The following is a 24,339-nucleotide window of genomic DNA, read 5'->3' as shown; positions in this document are numbered from 1 at the left end:
CAGCCAGTGGGATGTGAGATGACGCGGATCGCGGCCGTCCATGGTGTCCTTCCTCCTCATCGCCACTCCCAGAACGAGATCACGGACACGCTGGCGAGGGTCTGCCTCCCTCCGGGCGCCGACCGCCGGCTCCTCGACAGGCTGCACGCGAGCGCGCGGGTGGAGCACCGCAACCTCGTGCAGCCGCTCGACCGGTACGGCAAGCTCGACGGCTTCGGCATGGCCAACGACCTGTTCATCGAGGCCGCCCTCGACCTGGGCGCGGAGGCCGTGACCGGCGCGCTCGACGCCGCAGGCCTCACCCCGGCGGACGTCGACATGATCATGTGTACGTCGGTCACCGGCGTCGCCGCGCCGTCCCTCGACGCCCGGCTGGTCAACCGCATCGGGCTGCGTCCCGACGTGAAGCGGGTGCCGGTGTTCGGCCTCGGCTGCGTGGCGGGGGCGGCGGGCATCGCCCGGCTGCACGACTACCTGCGCGGGTGGCCCGGCCATGTGGCGGTGCTGCTCTCGGTCGAGTTGTGCTCCCTCACCCTCCAGCGCGACGACTCCTCCACGGCCAACCTCGTGGCGGGCGCGCTGTTCGGGGACGGCGCCGCCGCCGTGGTCGCGTACGGCGACGACCGTGAGATCCCCGGCCGTGACATCCCTGAGCTCCCTGGGGGACGGCCGGGCCCGGCCGTCGTGGCCACGCGCAGCCGCCTCTACCCCGGCTCGGAACGGGTGATGGGGTGGGACGTCCGCGACAGCGGGTTCCGGGTCGTCCTCGACGCCGGGGTGCCCGACGTGGTGCGCACCCACCTCGCCGGAGACGTGGGCGGGTTCCTCGGCGACCACGGCCTGGACGTCGGCGACATCACCGCGTGGGTGTGCCATCCCGGCGGCCCCAAGGTGCTGGAGGCGGTCGCGGAGACGCTCGCGCTGCCGGACGGCGCGCTCGACCTCACCTGGCGCTCGCTCGCCGCCATCGGCAACCTGTCGTCCGCGTCCGTGCTGCACGTGCTGCGGGACACCCTGGCCCTGCGGCCACCACCGCCGGGCACCTTCGGGATGCTCCTGGCGATGGGCCCGGGATTCTGCTCCGAGCTCGTTCTGCTGCGCTGGTGAAGGCGCTGGTGAAGGGGGCCGGCGGGAGCCGGCCGGGAGGGATGGAGGGAACCGATGTCGCCCTGGTACGCGCTGCTCGTCGCGCTCGTCGGCGTGGAACGCCTCGCGGAGCTGTTCGTGGCGCGCCGCAACGCCCGCTGGAGCATGGAGCGCGGCGGGGTGCTGTACGGCACCGGGCACTATCCCTGGATGGTGGCCCTGCACACCGGCCTGCTCGCCGGGTGCCTGCTGGAGGCGGCGCTGGCGGACCGGCCGTTCGTCCCGGCCCTGGGCTGGCCGATGCTGGCGCTCGTCGTGGCCGCGCAGGCGCTGCGCTGGTGGTGCGTCACGAGCCTCGGCCGCCAGTGGAACACCCAGGTCATCGTCGTGCCCGGCCTGCCGCTCGTGACGCGCGGGCCGTACCGGTTCGGGTGGCTGCGGCACCCCAACTACGTCGCCGTGGCGGTGGAGGGCGCGGCCCTGCCGCTCGTGCACTCCGCGTGGCTGACCGCGCTGGCCTTCACCCTGCTCAACGTGCCGCTCATGGTCGTCCGGCTGCGGTGCGAGAACGCCGCCCTCGCGACCGCCGCCCCCCGGTCCGCACCCGCCCCCGCCTCCGAAACCACACCATGATCGACGTACTGGTGGCCGGGGGCGGGCCGGCGGGGCTGGCCACGGCCATCCACGCGGCGCTGGCCGGCCTGGAGACGGTCGTGGTCGAGCCGCGGGCCGTCCCGGTCGACAAGGCGTGCGGGGAGGGCCTGATGCCCACCGGCGTCGCCGCCCTCGCCGGCCTGGGGATCGATCCCAAGATCGCGCTGCCGGAGAGCAGGCCGTTCCTGGGCATCCGCTACGTCGACGGGCGGCACGGGGTGCAGGCGGAGTTCCGGGACGGCACCGGGCTCGGCGTGCGGCGCACCGCGCTGCACGCTGCCCTGGCCCTGCGCGCCCGGGAGGCCGGAGTCCGGGTGGTCTCCGGGCGGGTCGCCGGCGTGCGCGCCGGTGACGACGCCGTGCACGCGCGGGTGCCGCCCTCCGGCGGCGTCCCGGACGGTCTCGACCTGCGGGCGCGCTGGCTGGTCGCGGCGGACGGCCTGCACTCGCCGATCAGGGCGTCCCTCGGGCTGGACCTGCCCGCGGGCGGCCCCCGCCGGTACGGCCTGCGCCGCCACTACCGGGTGGCGCCGTGGACCGACTTCGTGGAGGTGCACTGGGCGCCGGGCGGCGAGGCGTACGTCACCCCGGTGGGCGACGACCTCGTCGGCGTGGCCGTGCTGAGCGGCGAGCGCCGGGGATACCACGAGCACCTCGCGGCGTTCCCTGACCTGCTCGCCCGGCTGGACGGACCGCCCGCCACCCCCGTGCGCGGAGCCGGGCCGCTGCGCCAGCGGGTCAGCCGGCGGGTGGCCGGGCGGGTCCTGCTCGTGGGCGACGCGGCGGGCTACGTGGACGCGCTCACCGGCGAGGGCCTGTCGCTCGCGCTGCTGTCGGCCCGCGCGCTGGTCGGCTGCCTGCGCGCCGGCCGACCCGAGGAGTACGAGGCCGCGTGGCGGCGCCTGTCGCGGCGGTCCCGGCTGCTCACCGCCACGCTGCTGGAGGCCCGGCGGCACCCCCCGGCGGCCCGGATGATCGTGCCGGCCGCCCGGCGGCTGCCGGTGCTGTTCCGCGCCGCCGTCCGATCGCTCGCCTGAGCGGCCGACCGCGCCGCCCGGTGAGCGGCCCCCCCCGAGCGGCCCGGGAAAGCGACCCGTGGGAGCAATCTGGACATAGCGCAATTTGTCCATGGCCGGAATTCACAGTTCGCGAACGCCCGTTTTTAGGTGCGGCCGCACCGTCTTATATCCCCGGACGTTAGAACTTACTTCGACATGAACGAAGTGGCCATCTTTTGTGACAGGTATGCAAGGATATAGCGCATGCACCGAAAGGCGAGACCGATGTTACGGCGAGGATGACTGGAGGGTCGTCACTTGCCTGACTTCGCGATACTCGCCCTGTTCACGTCACTCGGCGCGCTCCCCGTCGCCGCGCTGGCGATCCTGGCTCTCCGGCTGCGCCGGCTGCGCGCCATGCAGGCCGAGGCCGTCCGCCAGGCCGCGGCCGAGGCCCGGGAGCAGTTCGGCCGGGACGTGCACGACCTCGTGAGCAGCCGGCTGTGGCTGGCCACCCTGCGCAGCGAGCTCGCCTACCGCCTCGCCGAGGAGGACAACCCGCTGCGGCCCGCCCTGGCCGACGTGGTGCAGGCGATCCGCCAGGCCGCCGCGGACATCCGCAACGTGACCCGCTCGTTCCAGGACGTCTCGCTGCCGTCGGAGCTGGCCAACGCGCGTGCCGTGCTCCGCGCGTACGGGACCGACTGCAAGATCGAGGTGACCGACGCGGAGCTCTCGGACGAGATCGGCGCGACGCTCGCCATCATGGTCCGCGAGGCCGTGACCAACGTCGTGCGGCACAGCCGGGCGACCCTGTGCGTCATCGAGATCGCCCTGCGCGCCGGCACGGTGACGCTGACCGTGGCCAACGACGGCGTCGACCCCTCCGCTCCCTCCGGCGCCGGCAGCGGCCTGGACAACCTCCGCACCCGCGCGGCCGCGCTCGACGGTGTCGTGGGAACGGTCCTCGACCCCGACGGCTGGTTCCGCCTGGTCGCCGAGATCCCCAGCAGGGGCAACATCCGCCGCTGAGCGGACGGACCGCTCCAAAGCACTCCACGCCGCCTCCGGCGTCCCCCCGCGCTCTTGACCTGCCATTTGACAGATGACCTCACCGCGGCCTCACCCGCCGCCTCCCGGTGACCGTGGAGAGCGTCACCACCCGACCCGTGACCGCGTCATGGTTCGTTATGTGCAGATTTCACATAGCGCAGTTGACGGGCGTAACTTGGCCCGTCCCCACAATTCCGGAATTCTTACTTGTGACCGGCCTAAGGGGACATCTGGTGATTAGTAAGTACGAGATTTACTGCCTCGCAGATCCCTTGTTCTACGACACCCTCGACAGCAAGCGCGCGGAGCACCCGGATTTCTCCGTGGCCGCGCGGCCCACCCCCGAGGGGTGGGCGCATCTCGCGACCGGAACGTGGCTGCACTACGCGCCGGCCGGCGCCACGTTGCCCACCCAGGGCTGGAAGATCCACATCTCCTCCTCCGTACGGGAGGCGGAGCGGGTGATCGCCGCGGCGTGGGACTACTGCGTGCCCCGCGGGCTGGCCTTCAAGTTCCTGCGCGGCCGGCGCGTGATGACCATGCAGAACTCCAAGTACGCCTTCCGGGGGTCGAGCGGCAAGCTGGTCACCATCTACCCGGTCGACGAGGCCCAGCTTGAGCTGACGCTCAAGGAGCTGGCCGAGGTCCTCGACGGCGTCGAGGGCCCGTACATCCTCAGCGACCTGCGCTACGGCGACGGACCGATGTACGTGCGGTACGGCGGGTTCGCCGAGCGCCACTGCCTCGACGAGAGCGGCGAGCAGGTCCTCGCGATCGAGAACGCCGACGGCGAGCTCGTCCCCGACGTGCGCGGCCCGGGGTTCTCCCTGCCCTCCTGGGTGCCCCTGCCGGCCTTCCTCGAACCCCACCTGGCCGCGCGCAACGCCGTGACCATGGAGGGCGTGCCGTACCAGGTCGACAGCGTCCTGCACTTCTCCAACGGCGGCGGCGTCTACCTCGCGCACGACACGCGCACCGGCGAGAAGGTGGTGCTGAAGGAGGCGCGCCCGCACGCCGGCCTCGACGTGGAGGGCCGCGACGCGGTCACCCGCCTCCGGCACGAGGCCGAGATCATGGAGCGCCTCGCCGGGCTGGACTGCGTCCCCCGCCTGCACAGCCACTTCACCGTCGGGGAGCACCACTTCCTCGCGCAGGAGTACATCGACGGCACCTCGCTCAGCCAGCTCATCGCGCAGAAGCACCCCCTCACGCGGGCCGACCGCACGCCGGAGATGAGCACGGACTACGCGGAGTGGGCCGTCACGATGCTCGGCAAGGTGCGGGCGGCGGTCTCGGCCCTGCACGAGCGCGGCGTGGTGTTCGGCGACCTGCACCCCTTCAACATCCTCGTCGACGGCGACCGGGTGGTGCTGATCGACTTCGAGGTCTCCTCGCCGGTCGAGGAGCGCAGACGGCCCACGCTGGCCAACCCCGGTTTCGTCCCGCCGAGCGGCCTCGCCGGCGTCGAGGCCGACGAGTACGCCCTGGCCTGCCTGCACCTCGGGATCTTCGCCCCGATGACCACCATGCTGCTGCAGCTCCACCGGCCCAAGGCCGCCCAGCTCGGCAGGCTGGTGAAGGAGACGTTCCCGGTGCCGCCCGAGCTGATCGACGGCGCGGTGACGATACTCCTCGGCGACACGACCGGCGTGCACTCCACCGTCCATTCTGCCGTCCATGCTGCCGAACCGGAGCCGAGCCGGCTCTCCGAGGGCTGGCCCGCGCTCCGGGACGCCCTGGCGACGGCGATCCTCGCCTCGGCGACGCCGGGGCGCGACGACCGGCTCTTCCCCGGGGACATCGTCCAGTTCGAGCCCGGCGGCGGCGTGAGCCTCGCCAACGGCGCGGCCGGCGTGCTCTACACGCTGGCCGCGACCGGGGCCGGGCGCTTCCCCGAGCACGAGGAGTGGCTGGTCAGGCGGGCGGCGGAGCCCGGCATCGGGATCGGCTTCTACAACGGGCTGCACGGTGTGGCGTACGCGCTGGAGGAGCTCGGCCGGCGCGAGGACGCGCTCGGCGTGGCCGAGCGGTGCCTGCGGGAGCCCTGGGAAGGGCTCGACCTCAGCCTCTACCGCGGCCTCTCCGGCGTCGCCCTCGCCCTGATGCGCCTGCACGACGCGACCGGCGAGCCCGAGTTCCGCGAGCGGGCCGCGCGCGTCGTCGCCGCGGTGGCCGACCGGCTCGGCGGCCCGGACGACGTCCCCGAGATCAGCGGAGGCAGGTATCCGCACGCGGGGCTGATGTACGGCTCGTCGGGGCCCGCCCTGATGTTCCTGCACGCCTACGAGCGCACCGGTGACCCCGGTCTGCTCGACCTCGCGGCCACCGCGCTGCGCCAGGACCTGCGCCGGTGCGTCGGCCGCGAGGACGGGCAGCTCCAGGTGCAGCAGGGCTGGCGGACCAACCCCTACCTGGACGAGGGGTCGGCCGGCATCGGGCTGGTGCTCGACCGCTACCTCGCCCACCGTGACGATGCCCAGCACGAAGACGACGACTTCGCCGGGTCGCTGGCGGCCATCCGGTCGGTGCTGACCCTTCCGTACTACGTCCAGTCGGGGCTGTTCGCCGGCCGGGCGGGCATGATCGCCTGCCTGTCGTCCGGCTCGCGCCCCGACCCCGGGGCCGCCGAGGCGCAGATCGCCCGGCTGGCCTGGCAGGAGCTTCCGTACCAGGGCGGGCTGGCCTTCCCCGGGGCCCAGTTGCTCCGCCTGTCGATGGACTTCGCCACAGGGAGCGCCGGCGTGCTGTTCGCGCTCGGCACCGCGCTGCACGACCAGCCGGTCCGCCTCCCGTTCCTCGAGCCCCCCGGACGGTCCCAGGCGCAGGCCCCCCTGCGTACCGCCGCCGGGTCGCATGTCCCGACCAGCCACGGAAGGAGGTGAATCGCAATGGCGCTTCTCGACCTGCAGACCCTCGAGGCCCCCGGTGGCCACGGTGGCGGCGGCGGCAGCAACCTCAGCCTGCTCGCCTGCACCCCGCACGAGAACAGCAGCCTCAGCCTCATCTGCGGCTGACGCACCCCGCTCGGCCCCACTTCCGGGGTGAACCATCCAGGCAGTGAACCATCCCAAAGGGAGATGATCCACATGGCGCTTCTCGACCTGCAGACCCTCGAGGCCCCCACCGGTGGCGGCGGCACCACGGGCAGCAACCTGAGCCTGCTCGGCTGCACCCCGCACGAGAACAGCAGCCTGAGCATCATCTGCGGCTGACGGCACCTCGCACGACCCGACTTCCGGCACCGTGCTCCAACACCCGTGCTCCAACACCCGTGTTCCAGCACGGTGCCGGGTGAACCATCCAGGCAGTGAACCATCCCAAAGGGAGATGACCCACATGGCGCTTCTCGACCTGCAGACCCTCGAGGCCCCCACCGGTGGCGGCGGCGGCACCACGGGCAGCAACCTGAGCCTGCTCGGCTGCACCCCGCACGAGAACAGCAGCCTGAGCATCATCTGCGGCTGACAGTCGCGGCTGCTGACGCATGAAGCGAAGGTCTGGGCGGTCGTCGCGGCCGCCCAGGCTTCCGCGTTTCCGGGCTGGAGGCGTTTCGGGACTGGAGGACCCCTGGTGAGTTCCCGTACGGCGGACCTGCTGATCGCGCGGGCCGTCCGGCGCGGCGGTCCCTGGCTGGCGGTGCTGACGGTGACGGCACTGGCGGGCGCCGCCGCCGACCTGCTCGTCCCGGCGGCGCTCGGCCGTGCGCTCGACGCCGTCGTGCGCGCCTCCCCCGACCTCCCGGAGACGGTCGCCGCCGCCGCGCTGCTGGCCGGGCTCGTCGTCGCGTGCGACGCGCTGGGCGTGCTCGCCGCGGGGGTGAGCGGCGCGCGGGCCGCCCGGTGGCTGCGCACCCGGGTCGTGACCCACACCCTGTCGGCCGGCACCGGGATGACCCGGCATCTCGCGCCCGGGGAGATCGTCACCCGCGCCGGCGTGAACGTCGAGGAGGCGGGGCGGACCCCGGAGGCCGTCGTGACGGCCGCCACCCTGGTCATCCCATCGGCTGGCAGCGTCGTCGCCCTCGCGCTGATCGACCCGTGGCTCGCGGTCACACTGGTGGCCGGCCTGCTGCTGATCGTGGCCGTGCTGCGCGCGTTCATGCGGAAGACCACCGCGGCCTCCGGCGGATACCAGGAGGCGCAGGGCCAGATCGCGGGCATGCTCGTCGGGGCGCTCGCCGGGGCCCGCACCATCAGCGCGGCCGGCACCGAGGACCGCGAGGCCGCACGGGTGCTGGCCCCGCTCCCCCGGCTGCGCGCCCACGGCCTCGCGTTGTGGCGGCTGCAGGCGCGGGCCGGTGTGCAGGCCGCCGTCGTCGTCCCGCTCCTGGAGATCGCGGTGCTCGCCGTCGGTGGGCTCCGCCTGTCGGCGGGCGGCCTCACCGTGGGCGAACTGCTCGCCGCCGCGCGCTACGTCGTGCTCGGCGCGGGCCTCGGATCGGCGCTCGGCTACGCCGCGCGCATCGCCCGCGCCCGGTCGGCCGCGCAGCGCCTGGAGCAGCTTCTCGCCGTGCCGCCCCCGGCGTACGGATCCCGCACGCTGCCGCCCGGCCCGGGGACCCTGGAACTGCGTGACGTGACCGTACGGGCCGACGGGGTCCGGCTGCTGAGCGGGATCAGCTTCGTGGTGCCGGGAGGCACCTGCACGGCGGTGGTCGGCCGCTCCGGCTCGGGTAAGTCGTCGCTGGCCGCCGTCGCCGGTCGGCTCGCCGACCCCGAGCGGGGCGTCGTGCTGCTGGACGGCGTGCCGCTGCGGGAGCTCGGCAGGGAGCCGCTGCGGCGCGCGGTCGGGTACGCCTTCGAGCGCCCGGCCCTGTTCGGCCGCACCCTGGGCGAGGCCGTCGGCTTCGGCCTCCCGGCTCACGACGAGAACGACGAGAACACGGTGCGGGCCGCCGCCGTCGCCGCCTGCGCCGACTCCTTCGTCCGCAGGCTGCCTCTCGGGTACGCCACACCGGTCGAGGAGGCGCCGATGTCCGGCGGCGAGATCCAGCGGATCGGCCTCGCCCGCGCGTTCGCGCAGGCCGGGCGGGTGCTGATCCTGGACGACGCCATGTCGAGCCTCGACACGGTGACCGAGCGGCAGGTCGGGCGCGCGCTCACGGGCAGCCTGGCCGACCGCACCCGCCTGGTGGTGGCCCACCGGGTGACGACCGCGGCCCAGGCCGACCAGGTGGTGTGGCTGGAGGACGGGCGGGTCCGCGCGATCGGCACGCACGAACGGCTGTGGGCCGACCCCGGCTACCGGGCCGTCTTCCAGGCACCCGTCTTCCAGGAACAGGAGGCGTCGTGAGGCGGCGGGTCGTCCTGGACGCGCTGTGGCGCGAGCCGTCCCGGCTGCTGCGGCTGGTCTGCTGGTCGGTGGCGGAGGCCCTGCCCTCGCTGACCGGCGGGTACGCTGTCGCGCGCGCGGTGGACGACGGGTTCGCGGCCGGCCGGCCCGGCGTCGGGATGGCCTGGCTCGGGGTCCTCGCCGCCGCGTGGGCGGTGGCCGCGGTGTCCGCCCGGCAGGTGCTGCTGCTGATCGCCGGGATCGTCGAGCCGTTCCGCGACGACCTGCTGAGGCGGGTGGTGACCGGGGCATTGCGGGCTGGGCGGGGCGGCGACAGCGCGGCCGTCGCCCGGATGAACCATCAGGTCGAGCTGGCCAGGGACTCCTTCGGCGCCATCATCACGGTGGTCAGGTCGTTCGTGTTCACGCTGGTCAGCGTGGCGGTGGGGCTGTCGACCCTGGCGCCCGCCGTGGTGCCGCTCGTGCTGCCCCCGGTGGCCCTCGGGCTGGGCCTGTTCCTCGTCTCCCTGCCCTCGCTCGCCCGGCGGCAGCGGGAGTTCATCGTCGCCGACGAGTGTACGGCGGCCGCCGTGGCCGCGATGGCGAGCGGGCTGCGCGACGTGACCGCCTGCGGCGCGGAGGAGCGGGTCGCGGCCGAGGTCGGGCAGGCGGTGACCCGGCAGGCGGCGTCCGCGCGGGCGCTCGCCCGGGTGACCGCGACGCGGACGCTGTCACTGGCGGTGGGAGCGTGGCTGCCGGTCGTGCTGCTGCTCGCGGGCGCGCCCTGGCTCGTCCGCCAGGGGATCACCGGCGGGGTCATCCTCGGCACGCTGACCTACGTGATGCAGTCGCTCGCCCCCGCGCTGGGCGGCCTGGTGCAGGGCCTCGGCGTCAGCGGCGTACGCCTCGCCGTCACCCTGGAGCGCATCCTCCACGTTCCCGGGCCGCCGGCTCTGCATGGCGACACCGAGCCCGATACCGAGCCCGATACCGAGCCCGATACCGAGCCGGACGGCGCCCGCCTGGTGCTGCGGGGCGTCCGCTTCGCGTACGGCGCCGCCGGCCGGAAGGCCCCCGAGCCGGTCATCGACGGCCTGGACCTCGACGTGCCGGAGGGCGACCACCTGGCCGTCGTCGGCCCGAGCGGGATCGGCAAGTCCACGCTGGCGGCGCTGGTCGCCGGCCTGCTCACGCCGGACGAGGGCGAGGTCCTCGTCGGCGGCGTCCCGGCCGCGCGGGTCCGCCCGGCCGCCCGCGCGCTGATCCCCCAGGAGGCGTACGTCTTCCCCGGCACCCTGGCCGAGAACCTGACCTATCTCGCGCCCGGCGCGACGCCGGAGCGGGTGGACGAGGCGGTCGCGGCGTTCGGGCTCACGGACCTCGCGCGGCGCTGCGCGGGCGGCCCGCTCGACCCGGCCGAGCTGTCGGCGGGCGAACGGCAGCTGGTCGCGCTGGCCAGGACGTACCTGTCCCCCGCACGGCTGGTCGTGCTCGACGAGTCGACCTGTCACCTCGACCCGGTGGCGGAGGCACGGGCGGAGGCCGCGTTCGCGGCGCGCGGCGGGACGCTGGTCGTGGTGGCCCACCGCATCTCGTCGGCCCTGCGCGCCAAGCGGGTGCTTGTCATGGACGGCACCCGGGTCAGGCTCGGCTCCCACGAGGAGATGGTGGCCGCGTCACCCCTGTACGCCGACCTCGTGGGCCACTGGACCGGTCACTGGGCCGGCCGGAGCGAGGAGCTCTGTAGTGAAGGACTATCGGCGGGGGCGGTAGCGGAGGATGCCGATGTCTCGCCCGGACGGCGGCCAGAGCCAGCCGCACTCGGAGGCGATCTGAATCGCCTCGACGCGTGAGCGGGCGCCCACCTTGCCGAGGATGCGGGACAGGTAGTTGCGCACGGTGCCCTGCGACAGGGACAGGCGGGCGGCGATCTCGCAGACGGTGGCCCCGCCGGCGGCGGTCTCCAGGACGTCCAGCTCGCGAGCGGTCAGCGGGTTGCTGTCGGCGTCGAGTGCCGCCACGGCCAGTTCGGGGTCGATGACCCGCTCCCCCGCGGCCACCCGGCGGATGCAGTCGATGAGATGGGCCGGGGAGGCGTCCTTCACCACGTAGCCGCGCACGTTGGCGTCCAGGGCCTTGCGCAGGGCCGTGGGCGTGCCGAGCCCGGTGAGCACGACGGTCTTGCAGGAGGGTAATCGGCGGTGCAGCTCGGCCGCCGCGGTGAGGCCGTCGACGCCGGGCAGCCCGATGTCGAGCACCGCGACGTCGGGGCGCCGCAGACAGCCCAGCCGCACGATGTCCTCCCCCTTGTCCGCCTCGGCCACGACCTCCAGGTCGTCCTCGCTCGACAGCAGAGCGACCAGCGCCTTGCGGATGAGGTGCATGTCCTCGGCGAGCATCAGTCGGATCAACCCAGACTCCCTACCACGTGAAGCGAGCGGGTGCTCGCCCTGTGTGACCGCGACCTCACCCACTATGGCCGCCGAATGTGAGCACCGGGACCTCTCTACCCGAACTGTCATCTTTAATCTGCGGATGAGTCAGGAAAAAAACGGGACGCCCGGCTCCTTGAGGAAGCCGGGCGTCCGTGAACTGCAAATTCGTTCGTTTTCCCAGGATATTCCCAGGTTGTCTCTCCGGGCTGGGTGTCTCTTAGTGGTGGTGCCGGATCACCTTGACGTAGTCGGTGGCCTCGGAACCCTTGAGACGCCGGGTGCCGTCGAAGCGCACGCCCCAGGTGCCCGACTGGTAGGCCCGCACCCGCGTGGCGAAGTCGCCGTCGCCGTCGGTCCTGATGGTGTCGACGTACCGCCACTTGCGGGAGCCCGCGGGCAGGAAGTAGACGCCGACCTCCTGGGAGCCCAGCCAGTGCCAGTCGTGCCAGTAGTCACGGCTGTCGTAGCAGTTGTCGTCCCCGCCGCGGCGGCCACTGTAGCCGTTCCAGCCGAAGTACCAGTCGGAGTAGCACTGCGCGACCTGCAGCTCACCCTTGAGGGTCAGCGCACGGCCCTTGCGGACCGGCTCGGGCGTGGCGTCGAAGCCGACGATGCGGGTCGCCTTCGGGCCCGACGGACGCGGCGCGTGCCAGTCATTGCGCTTGACCCTGAAGGAACGCTCCGCGGTCAGCGTCCGGCCGTCGAGGCCCTCGGCCTCGATCCGCACGCTGTAGACGCCTTCCCTGTCGTGCCTGTCGAAGCTCCACGACTGCGAGAAGGTGTCGAAGGACGGGCCGTCGTGCGGGCCGCCCTTACGCTTGCCCCACCAGGGGCCGTCGTGGCCACCGTGGCCGCCGCCGTGCCCGCGGGACCCGGACAGGGTGAAGGTGACCTTCCTGACGTCCTTGGTCCTGACCGAGGCGGAGACCGTGGCGGAGCCACGTCCGCTCACGACGACGACGTCGGGGTTGACGCTGAACCCGAGGATGCGCGCCTGAGGCACGTACGGGCGCCGGCCTTCCGGGGTCGGGGTGGGCGTGGGGGTCGGCGTCGGTGTGGCCGAGTCTGTGGGCGTCGGCGTTGATGTGACCGGGTCCGCGTACGCGGGCGCGGTCGCGAGCGCCGTGGCGCCCATGGCGATCACTGCCAGGGCGGTAGCAGCTCGTTTCACCATGAGGGTGTGTCCTCTCCCCGTGTTCACTCGCGCCCCCGGGTTGGGGCGCGCCACCGTCATAGACGTAAAAAGGAAAAGGAAAGTTGCCAGGTTTCTCAGAGCAAAGTGTAACAAGTCTGTAACTGTCGCTTATATGCCACTTCTGCCCTTTATATGGCATTCAAGGGCGGTTTATGCCTCTCGTTCCGAGCTGACGTCGGCGGCGTAGCGGGGCGAGCCCGCGTACTCGGCCCGCCAGGCGCCCTGGCCGTCCTCCCGCGTTCGGGCGCTGAACCAGCCGTCCCTCCGGGTGACCGCCTCGCCCACGGGCCGCCACTCGGACGACCCGCTGGGCCGGAAGGAGATCCTGACCCGCTGCCCGGGGAAGGGCCGGTAGTCGACCCGCCCGCTCGGGTCGACGCGCAGCAGCGTCCCGGTGACCCGGGTCTCGTCCCCGCCCCGGCCACGGGCGACCTTGAGCCCCTCGATCTCGGTCGCCCGCCGCAGATGGAACACCGCCCGCGCGACGGCCGTCCCGCCCCGGGCGTCCACGGCGGTCGCGGTGACCGTCCAGGGCCCGCTCGGATACCACCGCGACAGAGGCCGGTCGGGCAGGAAGCGCCACGTCTCCCATCCCCCTGCACTGCCTCTCCCGGCGGTGCTGCCTCTCCCGGCGGTCCCGGCCCGGAGCGGCCCGGCGGCCTGTCCGTCCCTGGCCGCGCCGACGATGCCGGGCATCGCGGTGGCCAGGCCGCTCAACCCGGGCACCCCCGGAACCCCGGGCACCGTCGCGGGAAAGGCGCCGGGCACGCCTGGTCGTACGGGGAAGCGCGGGCGCACGGCCGGGGACCTGGGCATAGGTTCGGGCCTCGAACGCGGCGATCCCTGCCAGAGACCACCCGGTCCGAGCACCGGGCCCGGCACATGATCCTGCTCATGACCCTGCACAGGACCCTGCACAGGACCCGGAAGTGGCACGGCGTCACCGGACTGCGGCGGGAGGTCGCCGCCCGGCTCCCCTCCACCGTGCTCCCCTCCACCGGGCTCTTCCCCACCTGGGCCCTCACCACCGGATTCGTCACCACCTGGTTCCCCGCCACCGGGTTCGTCACCACCGGCGGAGGGGGCGCGGCCGGGTTCGAGGACGACCGAGACGCGGTTCGCGCCGCGCGCCATCACGTCGACGACCAGCCGCACCGATCCGGCCGGCCCGACGACAGGGTCGGACGGCCGCACCACGATCGAGCGGATCGCCGTCTCACCGCCCGCCGGGACCACCGGCGTGAGGGGTGACGCGGCGAGGGATGACGCGACAAGTGCGGGCACGAGGAAAGGCGTCGTCATGCCCCGAGACCGTACGCACGACCGGCCCGCGTCCCGCCCCCGACACTCTCCCCGGCCGGTAAAAGTTCCCCCGGCTCAGCCCTCCGCGTACAGTTCCTCGATCAGGTCGGCGTACCTGGCATGCACGACGCGGCGCTTGAGCTTGAGGCTCGGGGTGAGCTCCTCGGTCTCGGCCGTCCACTCGACCGGCAGCAGCCGCCACCGCTTGACCTGCTGCACCCGGGCGAGCTTGCGGTTGGCGGTCTCCACCGCCGCCTCGATCTCCTTGAGCAGGTCCGGATGCCCGGCCAGATCGGCGAGCGACTCGAAGGCGATGCCGCGGGCCCGCGCCCACTCGGGGGCGACCTCCCCGTCGAGGGTGAGGATCGCCACGGGGTACGGCCGTCCCTCGCCGTAGGCGAGTGCCTGCCCGATGAGCGGGTGCTCCTTGAGGTGGCCCTCGATGCCCGCCGGGGAGACGTTCTCCCCGCCGGAGGTGATGAACAACTCCTTCTTGCGGTCGACGATGCGGACGAATCCGTCCTCGTCGATCGACCCCACATCGCCGGTGTGCAGCCAGCCGTCGGCGTCCAGCAGTTCGGCGGTCGCCTCGGGCAGGCCCAGGTAGCCCCGGGTGTTGAGCGGGCTGCGAGTGAGGATCTCGCCGTCCTCCGCCACCCGCACCTCCACACCGGGCTCGGCCCGTCCCACCGTGCCGAGCCGGAAGACCTCCGGGCTGTTGACCGTGAAGGCGCCGGTCGTCTCGGTCATGCCGTAGACGTCGATCACCTTCAGGCCCAGACCGCCGAAGAAGCGCTGCACCTCCGGCGGCATCGGCGCGGCGGCGGTGGCGCACCAGCGGGCCCGGTCGAGCCCGATCAAACCGCGGATCACCGACAGCAGCGCGGCGTCCGCCCGCTCGTACGCCTCCCGCACCTCGGACGAGACCGTGTGGCCGTACTGCTGCCCCTCGATGTAGGCGAGCCCGGCGGCCATCGCGGCGCGGACGTTCTCCTGCTGTTCGGCGGGCTGGGAGGCCAGCAGCGCCTGCAGCCGGGCGGCCATCTTCTCCCAGACGCGGGGCACGCCGAAGAACAGCACCGGGCGCACCTGGCCCAGCGTCGCGGCGAGCGCGTTCAGGTCCGTGCAGAAGTACACGTGGTTGACCTTGAACAACGGCAGGTACAGGCTGAGCGCCCGCTCGGCGATGTGGGCGTAGGTGAGATAGGAGATCTGGGTCCCCTGCTCGGGCAGGTCGATCATCCGCTGCGTCGCCGCGATCTCGAAGAGCACGTTCGCGTGGGTGAGCGGGACGCCCTTGGGCATGCCGGTCGTGCCCGAGGTGTACAGCACGCTCAGGACGTCGTCCGGGGCCACCTCCCGCGAGCGCCGCTCGACCGCCTCCGGGTCGGCGGCGTACGCCCGCGCGCCGATCGCCAGGAAGTCGTCCCAGCTCATGAAGCGGTCGTCGCCCTCTGGGGCGCCCTCCAGCATGATGATCCTGGTCAGCCCGGGCAGCTCACCGAACACGGGCGCCCAGCGGGCGAGGTCGCCGGGGCCGCCGAGCACCGCGATGCGCGCCCCGACGTCCCGGGCGACGTACGCGACCTGCTCGGGGGCGAAGGTCGCGTAGATGGAGCAGGAGACGGCGCCCGCGTGGACGGCGCCGAGGTCGGCCAGCACGTGCTCGCTCCGGTTGACCAGCATCAGCGCGACCGCCTCACCCGGCCGCAGGCCGAGCGCGGCGTAGCCGGCGGCGATCTCCAGCACACGCCGCCGCGCCTCGGCGTACGTCAGCGTGCGCCAGCCGCCGGCTGCGTCGGAATCGGAGGGGGCGGGATCGGAGTAGGCGGGCGCGTCCGGGTGCTCCTGCGCGGCCCATCTGAGCTGTTCGCAGAGGGTCCTGCCCGCGATTTCGCGTTCGATCGCGGCCCGCTCCTCGAGAACACCGGCCATCGTGCCTCCCACCGGGTATGTCGCACGCGTGGCCTGCATCGCATCACAGGGGATCACCGAGGACAAGACTCCGCGGGCGGGGAGCGCACGAAAGCGTCATCTCAAACGGACAAACAGGACATAAAGGCATATAAAGTTGCTGAGATGATGCGTGATCGGGGGGTACGCATGGCATCCGGACAACCAGGGCCGCCTGCCGGGGAGCGGACGTTCTTCGGCCATCCGCGAGGACTGGCCACCCTGTTCGGCACGGAGATGTGGGAGCGCTTCAGCTACTACGGCATGCGCGCCGTGCTCGTGCTGTTCCTGACGGCGCCCGCCACCCGTGGCGGCATGGGCCTGCCGGAGACGACCGCCGTGGGCGTCTACGGCGTGTACGTCGCCTCGGTGTACCTGCTGGCCCTCGTGGGCGGCTGGCTGGCCGACCGGTTGCTTGGGGCGCGCAGGACCGTCCTCGTCGGCGCGTCGGTGATCATGGGTGGCCACCTGAGCATGGCGATGCCCATGGGCGGCGGCTTCGTCTGGCTCGGACTCGTGCTCATCGCGCTGGGCAGCGGCCTGCTCAAGCCGAACATGGCGGCGCTGGTGGGCGAGCTGTACCGGCACGAGGACGACGCCCGGCGCGACTCCGGCTACACAATCTTCTACATGGGCGTCAACCTGGGCGCGTTCCTCGGCATCATGATCGTGCCCTGGCTGCAGACCGGCGGCCGCTGGCACCTCGCCTTCGGCGCGGCGGCGGTCGGCATGCTCTTCGGCCTCGTGCAGTACATACGGGGCCGGGCGACCCTGTGCGGCGCCGGCGAGGAGCCCGACCACCGGCTCACGCCCGCCGAGGAACACCGCTTCAAGCTCGTCGCCGGGCTCGGCCTCGCCGTCGCCGCGGGCGGGCTGGCCCTGTGGGCGGTCAGCGGGACGCTCACCGTCGACCGCTTCGCCCTCGTGCTCACGGTCGTGACGGCCGTCGTGCCGATCGCGTACTTCGCCTTCCTGTTCTCGTCCCACGAGGTCACCGCGGAGGAGCGCAGGGGGCTGTTCGCGTACGTGTGGCTGTTCCTCGGCGCCGCGATCTTCTGGCTCGTCTACGACCAGGCCGGAAGCTCGCTGCTGCTGTTCGCCAAGAAGGACACCGACCTCGACGTGTTCGGCTTCACGATCCCGCCGGGCTGGGTGGGGAACATCAACTCTCTCGCGATCATCGTGCTCGCCCCGCTGTTCGCCGAGATGTTCCTCCGGGCCGGCACCCGGATCAGCACGCCGCTCAAGTTCGCGATCGGGCTGGTGATCGTCGGGCTGAGCTTCGTCGTCATGTCCGTCGCGGCGGGCGTCGCCTCGGACGGGGTGAAGGTCTCCATCATGTGGCTGCTGTCGGTCTACCTCATCCAGACCATCGCCGAGCTGTTCCTCAGCCCGGCCGGGCTCTCCGCCACCAACAAGCTCGCCCCCCGCGCCTTCGAGAACCAGCTCATGGGCGTGTGGTACCTCGCGATGGCCCTCGGCGACTCCGTCGGCGGCCAGACCTACCGGCTGACCACGGTCGTGCCCATGCCCGTGTACTACCTGGTCCTCGCGCTCGCCGCGGTCGCCGCGGGTCTCCTCATGCTGCTGTTCGTCCGCAGGCTCCGCGTCCTCATGGCCGAACACCACCTGCCCCCCGTGCCCGCCTCGTCCTGACCGCTTCGACTGGCCGAAGCCGGGTCAGGACGCTGAGAGGGGACGATCGCGCCGTACGCAGAATCCGGCCTGGCCCTGCCGACGTCCGCGTCTACACCCGCAATCGGGTGGTGCGGGGGTTGCGGTAGGTGAAGGCCCAGCGGTCGTCGCCGATCTTTCGGCGGGTGTAGCGGGTGGGGTGGCGGTAGCGGTCGCGGTTGTGGAACTGGCACGCCGGCCCGAGCAGCTTCAGGTCGGTCAGCCCGCCGCTGCACCAGTTCTCCACGTGGTCGATCTGGCACATCGTGGCGGGCAGGGGGCAGCCGTCCACCCAGCAGGTGGCATACCGGGCGAAGATCGCCCGGCGCTGGGCAGGGGTCGCCAGGCGGACCTTGCGGCCCATGTCCAGCACCTGCCCGGCAGCGTCCATGACGATCCGCACCAGAGTGCTGGTGCGAGCCAGCCGGTGCACACTGGAGGCGGGCAGCAGATGCCCGGTCGCCAGGATCAGCCCCGGCAACCCCCGCAACCACACCCCCGGCGGACCGTTCAAGCCCACCCCCAGCGGACTGTCCCCCAGCGGGGCATCCGCTCCCATCCCCGCCCAGGCCTCACCGCCAAGCCAGGCGCCACCTCTCAGCCAGGTGTCGCCGCCCTGTTCCGCACCCGGCGGAGCGTCGGCTCCCGCACCCGGCCTCCCGCGCGGCGCCGCACCAGGCGCGGAGGAATGCCGGTGGTCCCCCGCCTCACAGTCACCAGCAGGACAGTCGCCACCGCAGCGGTCCCCACCGACCTCACCACGGTCGGCGGGGCGAGCGGCGTCGGCACGCTCGTCGCCGTCGGCCGAGTGGGAGTGCGGGCCAGCGAGGTCCGGGCCGCCCGTGGCCGAGCGCTCCGGAGCGGAACGCTCGTCGCCGGAGGCGGGAGCATCCGTGGCAGGGTCCTGGCCGATAAGGGGCTCAGCCCACTGCTCATCGGCGCGCATCGGCGCATCATCGCTCCCGAACCGGTCACCGTCGCACTGGGGTGTGTCGCTCGCGCAGTGCCCACTGTCACGCCCCGGAACCTCACCGGCGGGGGGTTCGCCACCGGGAGCAGTCGCGGAGTGCCCGGGGCCCGGACGCTCGTCGTTGGGATCGGCGGCGGGCTGGTCTGTTGAGGGATCCGTGCCTGCGGGGTCGTCTGCTAGATCGTCTGTGGGGTCCGTGCCTGCGGGTTCGGTGCTCGCGGGGCCGGTGCTCGCGGGATCGGCGCCTGGGGAGTCGGCTGTGGGGTCGTCGGGGAGGGATTCGGCGTTGACCAGTACCAGAAGCTCGGTCGCGATCTTGTTCTCCAGGAACGCGATCAGCGCGTCCGCGTTCCGCACGCTCAGCGTCCGGTCGTCACCCTCGGCCTTCGGCTTGGCATAGGCGTCGAACAGGTGCTGCAACCGCGCGGCGGCCTCCACCGGCAGGTAGAACTCCCCCTCCACACCGCCGTTCCTGCGCCGGCGCACCCGGAGGAACCGGCGATCGAAATCGGCCTGCTCATCTTTCTCATGCCCGTCGGGGGCCAGCACCGCGCGCAGATACCGCCCGGCCTTGGCCACCTCCGCCGCACCCGCCGAGTTCGCCAACTCCAGCAGGATCCGCTCAGCGGTGGTCGCCTGGTCGTCGGTCAGACCGAACATGGCGGTGCAGATCGCCTCCACGATCCCCTCGGGCAAGGTGCCCTCGGCGAACCGCTCGCGCACCTCCGGGAGGCGGTGCAGTTCCATGCTCATCGTCACCAACCGGGCGGCTCCCGCAGGGGTCATCCCCCCAGCAGAGCGCAACCACAACTTGGTGGAGGCATGCCCGTGGTTCTTCGCCTCCCCGGCCCGGTGAACGCGGCCGACCCGGGCGGCCAACGCCGAGGTGATCCGGTCGCGCGCCGACAGCAACTCCTCGGCCTCGGCCAGGCACACCTCCGCCGCCTCCGGCACCGGTACCAGCGCCACCGCCCGCGCCGCCTCAGCAACCGTAGCCACCGCCACCCACGACGACCCCGCGCCGGAAGCACCACCACAAGCACCGCCGGAAGCCCCATCAGAAGCAGCACCGGCGGCGCCACCAGGGACGTCACCGGACTCGCCACCGGCAGGCCCATCACGGCGCGCATCCCGATTCTGGCCCGCAGCGTCCCGGTCAGTGTCAGAGGCGCCACCGGACGCACCGTCGGGAGCGGCGCCGAAAGCATCAGCAGGGTCACCGCTGTCGGCGCGCCTGATGCCGCCAGGAAAGACACCGTCGGGAGAGAAACCACCCGCGGTCTCGTTACCGGTGTATTCAGCGCCGGGGACATTGCCTCGACGAGTATCGGATGGACGGGCAGAGTCGGACGATTCCGTGGATACTGCCGAGTCGTCGAACCGGCTCGCGTGCTTTCGTGTCGCAGGGTCGACAATCGGCACATATTCGCGGGCGAGTGAATCTTCGGCGGACCACAGGGGCGAGCGGGCGATGAGCTGCTCCCACCAGCCGTCCGTACCAGCATCGTCCGAACGAGGGAGGCGCTCAGGATCAACGTCGAACAGATCCATCGCACCTCCCCGTTAGATTCGAAATCCTGTTTCAATTCTTCCACATCGGCCGGTCAAGAACAGCCCTGCGCGACGATTTGGTTGGAGCCACAGGCCGATTCCCAATCGTCGAATATGCGACCCTGTCGATCTATTGTCGATCTATTTCTGAATAGTCAGCCAGAACAGCTACAGCGTCGGCGTGAGCGGCTCCCGGGATGGGTATCCCGATCGGAAGCCGGCCGGAGAGCCTCCCGGGAAGGCCACGCCGGAGACGCCGTGCGAGGCGGCGGAGGAGGCAGCCGGGGAGGCGGCGAGGCGCCGTACCGCGTCCTCCAGCACCGCCGGAGGCTGGGTGAACGCCAGCCGCACGTATCGCTCCAGCGTGCCGTCCACGCCGAACCACGGCCCCGGGGCCAGCCGTACGCCCCGGGCGGCGGCGGCCTCGGCGACCGCGCTCGCCACCGGCGTGTCGAGCCGCACCCACAGCGACCCGCCGCCGGGCGGCGGGGTGAAGGCCCATCCCGGCAGTTGCTCGCGCAGGGCCTCGGTGAGCGCGGCGAGCGAGGCGCCGAGCGTGCGGCGGCGCTCGGCCCGCGCCTCCTCGATGCGCTCGAACAGGCACGCCACCACGAGCTGGTCGAACACGGCGCTCGCGATGTCCACGGCGGCGCGCAGCAGGGCCAGACGCCGCACCATCGCCGCGGTCGTCCGGATCCAGCCGACCCGCAGGCCGCCCCACCACAGCTTCGACGCCGATCCCACGCTGATCACCCGTCCGTCGGTGTCGAACGCGGCCAGCGGCGTCGCGCGTACGGCGGGGTCCAGCGCCATCTCGGCCCAGACCTCGTCGGCGACGAGCGTCGTGCCGTGACGCCGGGCGGCCCCGACCAGGGCGGCGCGGCCGGCGTCGTCCATCAGGTGCCCTGTGGGGTTCTGGAAGTCGGGGATGACGTAGGCGAGGCGGGCCGCCGACTGGCGCATCGCACCGCCCACCAGGTCGAGGTGCCAGCCGTCCTCCTGGACGCCCACCGGCACCAGGCGGGCCGACCGCAGGCGGGCCGCGTCGATCGCGTGCGGGTACGTCGGCGATTCGACCAGCACGGGGTCCCCCGGCCCCGCGAGCAGGGACATGACCAGGTGGACGGCCTGCTGCGCCCCGCCCGTCACGAGGATCTGCTCGGGCCGGGTGGGCAGCCCCCGCTCGCCGTACCGGCGGGCGATCGCCTCCCGCAGCGGCGTGAGCCCGAGCGGGTGGTAGCCCGTGCCCAGCGCGTAGCGGTGATAGACCCGCCCCGCCTCCTCCACGGCCTCTCCGAGGAGGCCGGTCGCGGGCGGGGCGGCGGCGTGCAGCGGCAGCAGCCCGTCCTCGTCGGAGGCGAGCCACGGGTTGTCGGCGCCCAGTGCGCCGGGGTCCGGCAGGGCGGTGCGGCTTCCCGACCCCTGCCTGCTCTCCAGGTAGCCCTGCTCGCGCAGCCGGTCGTACGCCGTGGTCACGGTGGTGCGGCTGACCCCGAGCGACTCGGCCAGGTGCCGTTCGGGCGGCACGCGCACCCCCACGGCGAGCCTCCCGTCGAGGATCAGGCCGCGTACGGCGTGCGCGAGCGCCCGGTAGTACGGGCGCGAGCCGGGCGGCACCCGGAGGAGCCTGGCGAGTTGAGGAGCGCTGACATACCGGTCCATGCGGTCCAATTTCGTTGATTGGCCCTTTTATGGCAAGCCCTTGGCCTGCACCATTGAGCCCACTATGACCGAACTCTCCCTTTCGCGTCCCCGCTCGCTCACGTTCCGGCTCGTCCGTCTCTATGTCGGCCTGGCGCTCTACGGCGGCGGGATCGCGCTGCTCGTCGAGTCGGGCCTGGGCCTCGACCCCTGGGAGGTCTTCCACCAGGGCCTCTCGATCCGCACCGGCTGGTCGATCGGCATGTGCATCAACCTGGTGGGCGCGCTGGTGCTGCTGCTGTGGATCCCGCTGCGGCAGCGGCCCGGCCTCGGCACGATCAGCAACGTCCTGGTGGTGGGCACGAGCGCCGACGTGGTGATGTGGCTGGTGCCCGCGCCCGGCGTGTGGCCGGTCCAGTGGACCTTCCTGCTGAGCGGGATCGTGGCCATCGCCGCCGCCTCCGGGCTCTACATCCACGCCGGCTTCGGCCCGGGGCCGCGCGACGGCCTGATGACCGGCCTGCACCGGATGGGCCTGTCGATCCGGCTCGCCCGTACGATCGTCGAGCTCGCCGTGCTCGCCGCCGGCTGGCTGCTCGGCGGCACCGTCGGGATCGGCACCGTCGTCTTCGCCCTGGCGATCGGCCCGCTGACGCAGGTCTTCATGAAGCTGTGGGCCCCGGCCGGGGTCACCACCCGGTCACCGGGTACGCAGCCGTCATGACGCGCCGCGCGGGGAGGTGAGCGCATGCGGATCGAGGACTACGCCCTGGTCGGCGACACGCAGTCGGCCGCCCTCGTCGGCCGGGACGGTTCGGTCGACTGGCTGTGCCTGCCGCGCTTCGACTCCCCGTCGTGCTTCGCCCGCCTGCTCGGCGACGAGACCAACGGCTTCTGGCGCCTGGCCGCCGCGGGCCGGGACACGGCCGCCCGGCGGGCGTACGTCGGCGACTCGCTGGTGCTCGCGACCGACTGGGAGACCTCCACCGGGACGGCCAGGGTGCTCGACTTCATGCCGGTCCGGTCCGGCAACCCCGACCTGGTACGGGTGGTGGAGTGCCTGTCGGGGACCGTCGAGATGACGACCGAGATCCGCATCCGCTTCGACTACGGCCGCATCGTGCCCTGGGTCCGCCGCACCGGCGGGCACCTGCACGCGGTCGGCGGGCCCGACTCGGTCTGGATCCACTCCCCCGTCCACCTGCAGGGCGGCGACTACCGGCACCAGGCCGCCTTCACCGTCTCCGCCGGGGACCTGGTGCCGTTCGTGTTCACCTGGCACCCCTCCCACCAGCCGCGGCCGAAGGCCATCGACCCTCTCTCCGAACTCGGCCTGACCGTACGGCTGTGGCAGGACTGGGCGGCGCGCTGCGGCTACCGCGGCCCGTGGCGCGACGCCGTGGTCCGATCGCTGATCACGCTCAAGGCCCTGACGTACAGCCCGACCGGCGGCATCGTGGCCGCGCCGACCACGTCGCTGCCCGAGCACCTCGGCGGGGTACGCAACTGGGACTACCGCTACTGCTGGCTCCGCGACGCCGCGATGACGCTCGACGCGCTCCTGCGGGCCGGGTACGTCGAGGAGGCCGACGCCTGGCGCGTGTGGCTGCTGCGCGCCATCGCCGGCCGCCCCGAGGACCACCAGATCATGTACGGCGTGGCCGGCGAGCGCCGCCTGCCGGAGACGACGCTCGACTGGCTGTCCGGGTACGAGGGCGCGCGGCCCGTCCGCATCGGCAACGGCGCCGCCGGCCAGTTCCAGCTCGACGTCTACGGCCAGGTGGTCAACGCGCTCTACCGGGCCCGCAAGCAGGGCATGGCGCCTGACGACTACACCTGGGCGCTGCTGGTGAAAGGGGCCGAGTTCCTCGAACGTCACTGGGACCAACCCGACGAGGGCCTGTGGGAGGTGCGCGGGCCGCGCCGCCACTTCGTCCACTCGAAGATCATGGCCTGGCTCGCCATGAACCGCATGACCCGGGGCGCGGCCGAGCTGGGCCGCACCGGGCCGTTCGAGCGGTGGGGCGCCCTGCGTGACCGCATCCACGCGGAGGTGTGCGAGAAGGGCTACGACCCGGTCCGCAACACCTTCACCCAGTCCTACGGCTCAACCGAACTCGACGCCGCCCTCCTGCAGATCCCCATCGTCGGCTTCCTGCCCCCCGACGACCCCCGCGTCACCGGCACCATCGACGCCGTCGAACGCGAACTCATGACCGACGGCTTCGTCCTGCGCTACCCCAGCCCCGAACACAACCCCGCCGAACACAACCCCGTCGACGGCCTCCCCGGCGGCGAAGGCGCCTTCCTCGCCTGCAGCTTCTGGCTCGCCGAAGCCCGCGCCCTCACCGGCCGCCACACCGAAGCCGTCCACCTCTTCGAACGCCTCATCAACCTCACCAACGACGTCGGCCTCCTCGCCGAGGAATACGACCCCCGCACCAGACGCCAACTCGGCAACTTCCCCCAAGCCTTCAGCCACATCCACCTGATCCACACCGCCCAGGCGCTGAGCGGCGCGCCCGCGCGCCCGGAGCCGGGCACCCTGTGACCGTA

General features: G+C 72.6%; 20 protein-coding genes. 14 read left to right on the top strand and 6 right to left on the bottom strand.

What is annotated here, in order from left to right; genetic code table 11:
* Nucleotides 1–18 precede the first annotated feature (18 nt).
* The 10 genes from F5972_RS17750 (at nt 19) to F5972_RS17705 (ending at nt 10,915) form a co-directional block, all read left to right on the top strand.
* Entirely contained in the window at nt 19–1,107 is a 1,089-nt protein-coding gene (locus F5972_RS17750; RefSeq protein WP_150934680.1) for a type III polyketide synthase, read from the top strand.
* Between the two features lie 54 nt (nt 1,108–1,161).
* The gene (locus F5972_RS17745) at nt 1,162–1,719 is read left to right on the top strand and encodes an isoprenylcysteine carboxyl methyltransferase family protein (RefSeq protein ID WP_150934679.1); all 558 of its coding nucleotides are present in this window, start codon (nt 1,162–1,164) and stop codon (nt 1,717–1,719) included.
* The gene (locus F5972_RS17740; protein WP_150934678.1) at nt 1,716–2,777 is read left to right on the top strand and encodes an NAD(P)/FAD-dependent oxidoreductase; all 1,062 of its coding nucleotides are present in this window, start codon (nt 1,716–1,718) and stop codon (nt 2,775–2,777) included. The genes F5972_RS17745 and F5972_RS17740 overlap by 4 nt, the downstream gene beginning before the upstream one ends.
* Nucleotides 2,778–3,056: 279 nt before the next feature.
* Nucleotides 3,057–3,770 (top strand): sensor histidine kinase, encoded by a 714-nt coding sequence (locus F5972_RS17735; RefSeq protein WP_150934677.1) that lies wholly within the window; start codon nt 3,057–3,059, stop codon nt 3,768–3,770.
* A 230-nt stretch (nt 3,771–4,000) separates the two neighbouring features.
* Nucleotides 4,001–6,673, top strand: coding sequence for a class III lanthionine synthetase LanKC (gene lanKC / locus F5972_RS17730; protein WP_318527603.1), 2,673 nt, complete (start codon nt 4,001–4,003; stop codon nt 6,671–6,673).
* 6 nt (nt 6,674–6,679) lie between these two features.
* Nucleotides 6,680–6,805 (top strand): SapB/AmfS family lanthipeptide, encoded by a 126-nt coding sequence (locus F5972_RS17725; RefSeq protein WP_150934675.1) that lies wholly within the window; start codon nt 6,680–6,682, stop codon nt 6,803–6,805.
* Nucleotides 6,806–6,877: 72 nt separating this feature from the next.
* Nucleotides 6,878–7,003, top strand: a complete 126-nt coding sequence (locus F5972_RS17720) for a SapB/AmfS family lanthipeptide (RefSeq protein WP_150935030.1) — start codon at nt 6,878–6,880, stop codon at nt 7,001–7,003.
* Nucleotides 7,004–7,127: 124 nt separating this feature from the next.
* On the top strand, nt 7,128–7,256 hold the full coding sequence (locus tag F5972_RS17715; protein ID WP_150934674.1) for a SapB/AmfS family lanthipeptide: 129 nt from the start codon (nt 7,128–7,130) through the stop codon (nt 7,254–7,256).
* A gap of 105 nt (nt 7,257–7,361) precedes the next feature.
* Nucleotides 7,362–9,083 carry an ABC transporter ATP-binding protein gene (locus F5972_RS17710; protein ID WP_150934673.1) on the top strand — a complete coding sequence of 574 codons (1,722 nt, stop codon included), beginning with the start codon at nt 7,362–7,364 and terminating at the stop codon, nt 9,081–9,083.
* Complete coding sequence (locus F5972_RS17705; protein WP_150934672.1) at nt 9,080–10,915, top strand: ATP-binding cassette domain-containing protein; 1,836 nt, start codon at nt 9,080–9,082, stop codon at nt 10,913–10,915. The genes F5972_RS17710 and F5972_RS17705 overlap by 4 nt, the downstream gene beginning before the upstream one ends.
* On the opposite strand, the gene F5972_RS17700 is transcribed toward F5972_RS17705, so the two are convergent.
* The 3 genes from F5972_RS17700 to F5972_RS17690 all read right to left on the bottom strand — a co-directional run bounded on the left by F5972_RS17700 (nt 10,817) and on the right by F5972_RS17690 (nt 13,508).
* Nucleotides 10,817–11,473, bottom strand: coding sequence for a response regulator transcription factor (locus tag F5972_RS17700; protein ID WP_150934671.1), 657 nt, complete (start codon nt 11,471–11,473; stop codon nt 10,817–10,819). The genes F5972_RS17705 and F5972_RS17700 overlap by 99 nt on opposite strands.
* Nucleotides 11,474–11,714: 241 nt before the next feature.
* On the bottom strand, nt 11,715–12,671 hold the full coding sequence (locus F5972_RS17695) for a hypothetical protein (protein WP_150934670.1): 957 nt from the start codon (nt 12,669–12,671) through the stop codon (nt 11,715–11,717).
* 171 nt (nt 12,672–12,842) lie between these two features.
* A complete protein-coding gene (locus F5972_RS17690) occupies nt 12,843–13,508 on the bottom strand; it encodes a hypothetical protein (RefSeq protein ID WP_150934669.1) in 666 nt (221 codons plus the stop codon).
* Nucleotides 13,509–13,586: 78 nt separating this feature from the next.
* Here F5972_RS17690 and F5972_RS17685 point away from each other — a divergent pair, with 78 nt between their 5' ends.
* Entirely contained in the window at nt 13,587–13,943 is a 357-nt protein-coding gene (locus F5972_RS17685; RefSeq protein ID WP_150934668.1) for a hypothetical protein, read from the top strand.
* 126 nt (nt 13,944–14,069) lie between these two features.
* Here the strand turns inward: F5972_RS17685 and F5972_RS17680 are convergent, their stop codons facing one another.
* On the bottom strand, nt 14,070–15,929 hold the full coding sequence (locus F5972_RS17680) for an AMP-dependent synthetase/ligase (protein WP_150934667.1): 1,860 nt from the start codon (nt 15,927–15,929) through the stop codon (nt 14,070–14,072).
* A gap of 168 nt (nt 15,930–16,097) precedes the next feature.
* Between F5972_RS17680 and F5972_RS17675 the strand changes: the two genes are divergently transcribed.
* Nucleotides 16,098–17,603 carry a peptide MFS transporter gene (locus F5972_RS17675; protein WP_150934666.1) on the top strand — a complete coding sequence of 502 codons (1,506 nt, stop codon included), beginning with the start codon at nt 16,098–16,100 and terminating at the stop codon, nt 17,601–17,603.
* A 91-nt stretch (nt 17,604–17,694) separates the two neighbouring features.
* On the opposite strand, the gene F5972_RS17670 is transcribed toward F5972_RS17675, so the two are convergent.
* The gene (locus tag F5972_RS17670) at nt 17,695–19,590 is read right to left on the bottom strand and encodes an HNH endonuclease signature motif containing protein (protein WP_191910178.1); all 1,896 of its coding nucleotides are present in this window, start codon (nt 19,588–19,590) and stop codon (nt 17,695–17,697) included.
* Between the two features lie 720 nt (nt 19,591–20,310).
* Entirely contained in the window at nt 20,311–21,804 is a 1,494-nt protein-coding gene (gene yczR, locus F5972_RS17665; RefSeq protein ID WP_150934664.1) for a MocR-like transcription factor YczR, read from the bottom strand.
* 64 nt (nt 21,805–21,868) lie between these two features.
* Here yczR and yczE point away from each other — a divergent pair, with 64 nt between their 5' ends.
* Together yczE and F5972_RS17655 are read left to right on the top strand one after the other, a co-directional pair.
* Nucleotides 21,869–22,507 carry a membrane protein YczE gene (gene yczE, locus F5972_RS17660; protein ID WP_150934663.1) on the top strand — a complete coding sequence of 213 codons (639 nt, stop codon included), beginning with the start codon at nt 21,869–21,871 and terminating at the stop codon, nt 22,505–22,507.
* A 24-nt stretch (nt 22,508–22,531) separates the two neighbouring features.
* On the top strand, nt 22,532–24,334 hold the full coding sequence (locus F5972_RS17655; protein WP_150934662.1) for a glycoside hydrolase family 15 protein: 1,803 nt from the start codon (nt 22,532–22,534) through the stop codon (nt 24,332–24,334).
* Nucleotides 24,335–24,339: the final 5 nt, after the last annotated feature.

It is taken from the genome of Microbispora cellulosiformans (assembly GCF_008728085.1).
Taxonomy (GTDB): Bacteria; Actinomycetota; Actinomycetes; order Streptosporangiales; family Streptosporangiaceae; genus Microbispora; species Microbispora amethystogenes.
The sequence above is the reverse complement of the archived record's forward strand: the minus strand, read 5'-3'. Positions and strand labels throughout refer to the sequence as shown.